Raw genomic sequence first — 9,453 nt, 5'->3', positions numbered from 1 at the left:
ACTAAACTTCCGAAAAAGAATCAATGGTTACCCACTATTTTTGACGAATAACCAATAAAAGAGAAGGAACGCATCGGTGATCTGGCAGGAGGGAAAGGATAATGCTGGGTATCTTAAAAAATAATATCCCTAGAGATATCTGGAAGAACAGGGTCACATATCTGTTTATGGCAATGCTTATTGCCATAGGTATGTACATTGCGTCTACGTTAGCCTCTGTGACTTATTCAACCAAAATTGTCTGCGAAGCTAATTATATTGCTTCCAATTATCAGGATGGTCAGTTTTCTTTGAGAAAACCTCTTACAGAACAGGAAGAAAGCTCATTAGAACAAAAGGGGTATACCATAGAGCGGATATTTTCATTTGACAAGGAGATGGAAAACGGAAGTATCCTTAGATTCTTTAAGGTCCGTAATAAGATCGATCTGCTGATTCTTGATGAAGGAAAGTATCCACAAAAGTCAGGTGAGCTGGTACTTGATAAATGCTATGCAATGATATACGGACTTTCAACCGGAGACATTATTAATATCGATTCCAGGTCATATCTGATCACCGGTATCGGTTCGGTTACAGACTATGATATGCCGGCAAGGGGTATATCAGACTATAGCTCCAATAGTGAACTTTTTGGACTTGCATTTCTGACAGAGGATGACTATGAGACATTATTATCGGACTTAGGATCGGCAACAATGCAAGAATGTGTCGGGCGGTAATCGACGGATATGCATACGAACTCGGAGGATACGTTATCTGTATAGGACTGGTAATTCTTGTTTCTGTTGTTTTCTATCTCGGTATCAGGTCAGCCATTGAAAAGGAAAGAGCTTCTATTGGAGCTCTTTATGCCATGGGTGTAAAAAAACATGAGGTTATCCTTATGTATCTTGCACCTTCAACTCTGGTGGCTTTTATCGCCGGATCAGCGGGGTGGCTTTTCAGTGTGTGGTTCAAAACAGGAGAGATCATTTCTCCATTAAAAAGGAAGACTTTATTAGACCTGCAGAAAGTCTGGAGCCGGAATCAAAAAGGATGAGCATCTTTTTATATATTGTTGCAGCATCCTTTTACATGGCTATGGTCGCTTTTGTTGTCAGGTTTTCTGTCAGCGTTGCAAAGAAGCAGATCGCGATACATTCTATACTCGGATACAGCTATAGGGAACTTAAGGTGATATTTCTCTCGAGCACTGCGGTTTTTTCTGCATTGTGCGGAGCTGTCGGACTGATTTTCGGATTTCAGTTTTCGAAGCTGGCAGTTCCTTATCTGCTTGGTACCACAGCAGTCGGAGTATTCTTACACTACTCCGTTACTGCATTCGTAAGAGATTTTCTTGTGGTTATTTTAATATATATTCTGGCAGCAGGTGCTTATGATAACAGTTAGGGATATAAAGAAATCTTATGGAACCGACAGCTCTAAAAATTTAGTTCTCAAGGGCGTATCCTGTGAGTTTGAATCCGGTGAAAAATGTGCTATCGTTGGGTCTTCCGGTTCGGGCAAATCGACTCTTATAAACTGTATCGGCGGTTTGGAAAACATAGATGATGGCGAGATCATCATAAACGGAATCAAGATAAACAAACTGGGCAATGAACAGCTTCGTAGATTCCGAAGGGATAACCTGGGATTTGTGTTTCAGTTTTATAACCTTTTACCCAATTTGTGTGTAAGGGATAATATTCGAGTGGGAGAAAAACTCAGTAAAAATCCTATGGATTATGGAGAACTGCTCAGATTTCTTGATTTGGAAAGATGCGAATATCAGTATCCCTCTGAGCTCTCAGGTGGTCAACAGCAGAGAGTATCGATAGCCAGAGCACTGATCAAGAATTCGCCTATATTGTTGTGCGATGAACCTACAGGTGCTCTGGATTCTGTTACGTCTAAAGAAATATTGAAGCTGCTTGAAACTATTAATAAAAAGTATGGAACCACCATTATTATGGTTACCCACAACAGTGCCATTCCCAGAATGATGGATACCACCATAATGATGAAGGACGGCATGATCGTGGATATCAAAAAGAATCAGAATCCCGTATCTGCAGAGGAATTGACTGACTTGTGACAGTGGAAATGACAGTAGAAATGATAGTGGAAATGACAGCGGAAATACAGGGTACATTTGCGTGTAGTCCTTAAAAGGAAACTATGCAAATATGATGACAGGTTGTAATATTGTAAAATCATAATTTGAATGATTATTTTGAAAGGATTTTTTATTAATGGGAATACAGATTTTTGGAACAAAGAAATGTAATGATACGAAAAAAGCGGAACGCTTCTTTAAAGAGAGAGGAATCAAGTATCAGTTTGTTGATATGAAAGAAAAAGGCATGAGCAAAGGAGAGTTTACATCTGTGGCTCAGGTCAACGGCGGAATAGAGAAAATGATCAATCAGGATGCAAAGGATAAAGATACATTAGCTTTAATTAAATATATTGCAGATGATGACAAGCTGGAAAAACTGCTTGAGAATCAGCACCTGATCAAGACTCCTGTGGTTCGAAACGGAAAGCAGTCTACACTCGGATATCAGCCTGATGTGTGGAAGAATTGGGATATACCGAAGAAATAAGTATGAGTAAATTAGAGATAAAGAAAACAAGTGTAACAAAGCTTGATACGGACGTAATCGTAAATGCAGCTAATGAAGAGCTGTGGGAAGGTGGCGGAGTTTGTGGCGCGATCTTCCGGGAAGCGGGATCTGAAGAACTGACAAAGTCCTGTGATGCAATCGGTGGATGTAAGACGGGTGATGCGGTTATTACTCCCGGCTTTAAACTTCCTGCAAAGTATATCATTCATGCTGTGGGACCACGTTGGACAGATGGCAACCATGGTGAACCCGGACTGCTGTATAGTGCTTATACTCAATCATTGAATTTGGCAAAAGAAAAAAAGCTGCATTCCATAGGCTTTCCGCTTATTTCTGCAGGAATATTTGGATATCCTGTTGATAAGGCATGGAGAGTAGCATTTCAGGCTTGTGATGACTTCATAAGAAAAAATCCTGACTATGATTTAAAGATTATTTTTGCTGTACTGGATGATATGATTTTAAATATAGGTGAGCAGATTATTTTGAATGAATTCTGATTTAATTGATTAATTATTTTTGAAATATATAAATGCAATGATAATAAAAGTAGAAAAAAATCTTTTACAATTTCATTCATCAGCATATAATTAAAATAAAAAAAATAAGGGGAGGCCGTGATAAAATGGCAGATGAAGTAAAAGTTCAGGAAGTAAAAAGTGAAGAAGTAAAAACTTCTGTAGAAGCAGCAAAAACAACTGCAGAAACAAAACCAAAGAGAGGACGTAAAAAGGGATCAACAACAAAATCATCAACAGTAAAGAAGACCGAGACAAAAGCTACTGCTGAGAAGAAGCCGGGCAGAAAACCATCTGCCAAGTCTGCAGCTAAGAAGGCTGAAAAGAAGACTGCAGAGAAGCCGGCAAAGGCAGCTACAGCAAAGAAAGCTGCACCGGAGCTTAATTACAAGTCTCTGACTATTGAATTCAATGACAAGAAGTATTCAGAGAAAGATCTTTACGACAGAGTTAAGTCTTATATCAGTACACATCCTTATATCGTTGCTCATGATATCGAACTTTTTATTAAGCCAAATGAGTCATGTGCCTACTTCACAATTGATGGATTCAGTAATCCTGATTTCAGAATAGATTTATAGGTAGAAAACCAAAAAATACGCTAAAACCAAAAAAATTTTTTTGAGAAAAAATCCAAAAAATGAACAAAACCCTATCTTGTTCAAATAACATTGCAATATGGGAAACAGGTCTCTAATCGTTTGATTAGAGACCTGTTTTTGTGAATAACTACTTTGGCTTCCGCTGAGTATAGTAATCAATAAAATGGTTAAGTTTACGCCTTTGCTCTCTGCAATATAAGCAAGGTTCTCTATGACGTTTTATAAACATTAATCTGTTTTTAGGTGACATAAGGTATTTGTGTTTTTCGTCTTTGCAGCAAAACCACCATATGGGGACCTTGTAGGATGGGATGTATTCCACATTAAAGAGCGGTACCTTTTTCAATACCACTTTGCCATATTTGTTCCTTACGGATATGTGGCGGTAAAGATCAGATAGTTTGAAATGACATTTTGAATGCTTATCAGTCGCAAGATTGGTATAGAAATCGAAGATATATGAGACACAGAAATCAATGGTTGATTCACTTCTCTTAGTGTATTCATCATCCTCGGGCAGTTCATGCATAGCATAAGCATTGATGAACTTCTGACCGGTATCTAAAGTGAGTTCGGACAGAGAAGAGATTCCGACACTAAAGAATGCATAGTTAAGGAACTTGCAGATATAGGTGCATCTTTTATCACCGTCACTGTTAAAGCTCTTTATCTTACGGTTTGGATTCCCTGTAAATCTGTGAAAATCTGTAAACGTCTTTGTACCATCCGTATGGTTAAGGACTATGAATTTTCTGACAGCTATCCGGTTGTTGCCGTAGACAAGAGAATGGTTATAGACCGAAAAATGTTCTTTTTTCATGGTTATATCCTCTGATTCATTATTTTTTACCTCTTCCTGTTCAATAGAATTATGGGAAAGGTTATTAGTATATTACTCAAGCTTCCCACACCTTTTGGGTGTGGGGAGTTTGAGTAGATTATAAATATGCTTCATTACGCCGACAATCCAAAGGTAAGGCATTTCTTTTAAAATAGTTTTCCGGGGAGGATAATTCTCCTGAAAAACCGGGAAAGCATGAAAAAGTACTTTAAAGGGCAGGTTTATGTGAAAGGAGTCCTATGAAAAAAATTATTTCTCTGGCATTGATATTGTCTCTTGGTGTAAATCTTGTTTCCTGTTCCCAGGCCCTGGAGACACCACTGGCAGAGCCTTCTGCCGATAATGCTGCAACAACTGAAGCAGTGAAAGAGATTGTTGATGAAACTGAAGTACCAGAGTCTGTTGAAACAACTGAAGCAGAGTCTGTTGAAACAACTGAAGTCGAATCCGTTGAAAAAAATGAAGCTTCGGAATCGGAAAGAAAGAATGTTAATGGTAAACATGAACTCACAAGTGAGACATATCCTGTTTATTCCTTAACCGAACCTGCGGGTGTGGATTTGAAGCTATACTTTCTTGATGGAGTAAGGGATCTGCCATATATAGAGGCTGAAGATATCTATACTCTGATAAACGAAGCCATACTCGGTGATGAAGAAGCAGGAATTGATTATTCAATGGACAAGGACGGTGCTGTCGTAACATACACTCGTCACCATAAGGCAGACAAAGCTATAGATGATAACATTACTCTGGCTTTTGATTTTGATAAAGATACCATTGATTTTATGGATTTTGATCTGTTCTGTATGAGAGCGGGAAAATCCACAATACTTGATCTTACAGGTATGAGTGTTTTCAACGAGAAAGGAGAACCTGCTGTATTTAAAAAGATAGAAAGAGGTTCCTTTGATCGTTACGGAGACAACCTGGTTATTCCGGTCGGAGATTACGGTATAGATATGATCATGCAGGATGGTCTCTATCTCGTGCCATTTCAAACTATAAATGACTTCCTTATCTCGGCTCCATGTGGTAATAACCTGTTCTTTAACGGAAAAAAACTGATCCTGGCAGCGAAGGTAAGTGATTGTGAGGATTTATACTATGAAGGAGAAACCGGCGAGAGGAGTGCCGCTCTTGCGGAGTATGGATACAATGAGCTGTGTCTGATGCTGGATTATCTATATGGTCTTAAAGAACCACATGAGATCACCCATTTTGCACAGCTTTTCCATGAAAATGGATTTGATGAAATGCTTAAGTCAACTGATCCTATAAAAGCTGATACGGCAATTCATCGAATGATAACCGACTATCTCGATGATGGTCACTCTCAGTTTGGAAAGTATTCGTATTTAAGTGGTAAATCAGATTATAAGGCTCCTAAAGGAGCTTCTGAGTTCAGGTGGGATGACCATCATACCAGATATACAAAAGCACGTGAGAAGTATTATCCAGACGGTGTACCGGGTTATGAAGAGGTAGGAAATACTGCATATATCACCTTCGATGAGTTTTTCATGGATAGCACAGACGGTGATGCTTACTATAAGGTAGAGAATCCTGAGGATTTTTCTGATGAAAATACCATAGAGCTTATTATGAAGGCACATTCCATGATCACACGTGAGAACAGTCCTATCGAAAATGTAGTTATAGATCTCAGCTGTAACAAGGGCGGTGTGGCAGACACAGCTGTATTCACCCTTGGATGGTTCCTTGGAGAGGCATCCATAGGTATGAAGGATACCATGACCGGAGCAATGTGCAGTTCCACATATCGCTGTGATGTAAACCGTGACCGTAAGTTTGATGAGAAGGATGAACTGGGAGACAGAAGACTGTTCTGTCTGACATCACCGGTAAGCTTTTCTTGTGGTAACCTCGTTCCTTGTATCTTTAAGGAATCCAGTAAGGTAACACTGTTAGGAAGAACGTCCGGAGGCGGAAGCTGTGTTGTTGAACCTGTCTCTTCAGCATGGGGAACATCATTCCAGCTTTCAGGAATCAGTCGACTGTCCTTCGTTATGAATGGTGCATTTTATGACATTGACAGAGGCGCTGACCCTGATTACGTCATCAGTACACCGGAACAGTATTATGACAGAGAAGCGCTTACAAAATTCATTAATTCAATATATTGAGTTTTATGAAACAACAGACAAATATGTGTAAATAACATCTGTAACGGCTCTTTAGAGATTATGTTTATTCTATGAAAACATTATGGAGGATGAGAAATGGAAGACCAAAATAATCTTAATTTGTTTGTATCATTTATCGTGTATCTTCTTTTAGTTGTAGCAATGTGGAAGATTTTTGTAAAAGCCGGAGAAGCAGGCTGGAAGAGCTTGATCCCGATCTTTGATTTTTATTACCTTTTCAAAATTGCTATGGGAAATGGCTGGCTTTTTCTACTGATGCTTATCCCACTTATCAATGTGGTAATAGTATATGTAATGTTTTGGAAATTGGCCAAGTCTTTTGGATACGGCATAGGTATGCGTATCCTTACGATGCTTGTTCCGAATCTTGGCACACTGATTATCGGGTTTGGAGGATCAGTCTATATCGGTCCACAGTAGCCGATAATGAGATAGTTGTGTTAAACATACACGTAAAAAAAACAGGACATTGATTTAGTTATTCATGAATTATGGAGGTCAAGAATGAAAAAAACAAAGATCAATGGAATTTTGGCATCAGTGATTACGGTAAGTATGATACTGACCGGATGTAATGCTACTACAGTACCTGAGGCCGGTTCAAACGAGATTGCTGAAACACCGGCAGTCGAGGAAACAAGTATTGCCGAAACAGAAAAATCTGAAGAATCAGATGAGGCAAATATAAAGGAATCCAATTCTGATTCTGAAAAGACTGAGACTGAAAAAACTGATTCCGGTGAAGCAGATGCAGCTGAAGCCGGGAATATGGATGAATGGCTGGAAAATGAGCTTAGCAGAATCAGAGAAGGCGGCCCTTTGGATAGGGTATTTGAACCGGGAGACCTAAAGACTAAGGATGTACCGATTTATTATAATTCTGCCGAGTCCAAAGAAAATATTAGTTTGGCTTTCTTTGATCCTGATGAGTCTGTTCCTTATATTTCTCTTGAGGATGTTTCAAAGTTGCTAAAGAATGCTTACCTGATTCAGGCAAACGATAAAGATTATACACTTAATCTCACAAGTGATGGCAGGATTGCAACCTTGACAAGAGAAAACGGCACCTGGATGAAACTGGATTTTGATGAGGATACCATCACATTCTTGGATCTTGACGATTTCCTGAGAGCTTCTAATATGAAGTCACTACTGGATGTTGTAGGTGAAAACTCATTGAAAAGTGAGGCATCAAGAGAGATGTTTGAACATACCGAAGATTCTTATGAACGTTACGGAGATGCTATCATTTTAAATCTTGATGACTACGGAATCGATCTTATAAGAGACAAGGATAAATACTATATGCCTCTTGCCATAATAAATGATTTTATCCTGAACAGATTATATATACCGCTTGTTTATAATGGCAAAAGCGTCATTCTTTTTCAATATGGTGGACTTCAGAATGAAGATGAGAGTCTCTCTGATTTAGGCGAGTTGTACTATGATGGTAATGTAGGAAAGATCAGTCCTTCCATGGCGATGTTTAATTATAACGAACTGTGTCTGATGCTGGATTATAATTATGGATTAAAGGAAACTCATGGAATCAGTTCTTTTGATCGTATATTCCTTCAGACCGGAACAAAACAAAAACTGTTAAGTACTGATCCTAAGATGATCGACAGTGCACTTGCTGATTTCATCAATCATAATCTGGATGATGGACATAGCGGATTCCGTCTCCCGTCATACGAAAGCGGCGCAGAAGCCGAAATTGAGAATGGTTACGGCAGTTCCATAGCGATAATGATAGATGAAATGAAACGTTTTGGTCTTGCAAGAATGGAGGCTTATCCCGATGGGTGTCCCGGATATGAGGAAGTAGGAAATACAGCCTATATTACTTTTGATGGTTTTAAGTCTATCCCTGAAGATGCTGATTACTATAAGAATCCTCCTAAGGAGGCAGATCCTAATGATACGGTAGGTCTCATGCTGTATTCTTATCAGCAGATTACCAGAGAAGAAAGCCCGATAGAGAATGTCGTTCTGGATCTTTCAAACAATGGCGGAGGTGATTCCAATGCGGCAAGTTTCGTTCTCGGAACATTTTTAGGTACAGGAATGTATTCCATTCATAACACAATGACAGGAGCGATGATGACTGACTATGTTCATGTAGATCTGAATCTTGATCACAAGTTTGACGAGAAAGATTCTCTGCAGGGATATAAGCTTTACTGCCTTGAATCCTTCAATAGTTTCTCATGCGGAAATCTAGTTCCAAGTGTTTTCAAGAATTCTCATAAAGTAACACTTCTCGGTCAGACTTCAGGTGGCGGTTCCTGTATGGTATTGCCATGTACTTCTGCAACAGGAACTGTTTTCCAGGTTTCAGGATCCCTTCGCATGGCCTTTACAAAGAACGGAAGCTTCTATGATATTGACCAGGGTGCCGAGCCGGATTTCTATATAGATGATGAAAAGAACTTCTATGACAGAAAGGCTCTTACAGAGTATATCAATGGGCTGTTCTGATAAAACACAGATGTAATCATAGTTCCTTCATATCTTCAGCAGCACAACTGCCTTCGATTTATAATCGAAGGAGCCACGCGGCTTTGAGCACTTCAATGGAATCCGTAAGGATTCCTTCTCAATTGCACACGAATGTGTGCGTGCTGTGCATCATAAGTGAGTGGCAAATACTTTTTGGCCTTTCGTCATTTATAGTGGGTAACCCCACCATTGCTAATTGATTAAATTTAA

At 39.1% G+C, this 9,453-nt stretch carries 11 protein-coding genes; 10 read left to right on the top strand and 1 reads right to left on the bottom strand.

The genetic code is table 11. From position 1 onward, the window contains the following. Positions 1–101 precede the first annotated feature (101 nt). From BXO88_RS15785 to BXO88_RS16750, 7 genes are all read left to right on the top strand, one after another. Complete coding sequence (locus tag BXO88_RS15785) at positions 102–722, top strand: hypothetical protein (protein ID WP_078038684.1); 621 nt, start codon at positions 102–104, stop codon at positions 720–722. Then, the gene (locus BXO88_RS15780) at positions 707–1,042 is read left to right on the top strand and encodes an FtsX-like permease family protein (RefSeq protein WP_078038683.1); all 336 of its coding nucleotides are present in this window, start codon (positions 707–709) and stop codon (positions 1,040–1,042) included. The genes BXO88_RS15785 and BXO88_RS15780 overlap by 16 nt, the downstream gene beginning before the upstream one ends. Next, complete coding sequence (locus BXO88_RS15775) at positions 1,039–1,392, top strand: FtsX-like permease family protein (RefSeq protein ID WP_078038682.1); 354 nt, start codon at positions 1,039–1,041, stop codon at positions 1,390–1,392. Before BXO88_RS15780 ends, BXO88_RS15775 begins: the two co-directional genes overlap by 4 nt. After that, positions 1,379–2,077, top strand: a complete 699-nt coding sequence (locus BXO88_RS15770; protein WP_078038681.1) for an ABC transporter ATP-binding protein — start codon at positions 1,379–1,381, stop codon at positions 2,075–2,077. Before BXO88_RS15775 ends, BXO88_RS15770 begins: the two co-directional genes overlap by 14 nt. 157 nt (positions 2,078–2,234) lie before the next feature. Continuing rightward, a complete protein-coding gene (locus BXO88_RS15765; protein WP_078038680.1) occupies positions 2,235–2,588 on the top strand; it encodes an arsenate reductase family protein in 354 nt (117 codons plus the stop codon). A 2-nt stretch (positions 2,589–2,590) separates the two neighbouring features. Next, a complete protein-coding gene (locus tag BXO88_RS15760; protein WP_078038679.1) occupies positions 2,591–3,109 on the top strand; it encodes a macro domain-containing protein in 519 nt (172 codons plus the stop codon). Positions 3,110–3,234: 125 nt separating this feature from the next. Continuing rightward, positions 3,235–3,708, top strand: coding sequence for a DUF6465 family protein (locus BXO88_RS16750; protein WP_078038678.1), 474 nt, complete (start codon positions 3,235–3,237; stop codon positions 3,706–3,708). A gap of 148 nt (positions 3,709–3,856) precedes the next feature. Here BXO88_RS16750 and BXO88_RS15750 read toward each other — a convergent pair whose 3' ends face one another. Next, on the bottom strand, positions 3,857–4,549 hold the full coding sequence (locus BXO88_RS15750; RefSeq protein ID WP_078038677.1) for a hypothetical protein: 693 nt from the start codon (positions 4,547–4,549) through the stop codon (positions 3,857–3,859). A gap of 260 nt (positions 4,550–4,809) precedes the next feature. On the opposite strand from BXO88_RS15750, the gene BXO88_RS15745 reads away from it, so the two are divergent. The 3 genes from BXO88_RS15745 (at position 4,810) to BXO88_RS15735 (ending at position 9,222) form a co-directional block, all read left to right on the top strand. Then, positions 4,810–6,717, top strand: a complete 1,908-nt coding sequence (locus BXO88_RS15745; RefSeq protein ID WP_078038676.1) for a S41 family peptidase — start codon at positions 4,810–4,812, stop codon at positions 6,715–6,717. A 96-nt stretch (positions 6,718–6,813) separates the two neighbouring features. Then, a complete protein-coding gene (locus BXO88_RS15740; protein ID WP_078038675.1) occupies positions 6,814–7,158 on the top strand; it encodes a DUF5684 domain-containing protein in 345 nt (114 codons plus the stop codon). Positions 7,159–7,242: 84 nt separating this feature from the next. After that, on the top strand, positions 7,243–9,222 hold the full coding sequence (locus BXO88_RS15735) for a S41 family peptidase (RefSeq protein WP_078038674.1): 1,980 nt from the start codon (positions 7,243–7,245) through the stop codon (positions 9,220–9,222). Positions 9,223–9,453: the final 231 nt, after the last annotated feature.

Source organism: Oribacterium sp. C9 (assembly GCF_002007235.1).
Lineage (GTDB): Bacteria > Bacillota > Clostridia > Lachnospirales > Lachnospiraceae > Oribacterium.
This window is presented reverse-complemented; position numbering and strand designations above follow the sequence as displayed.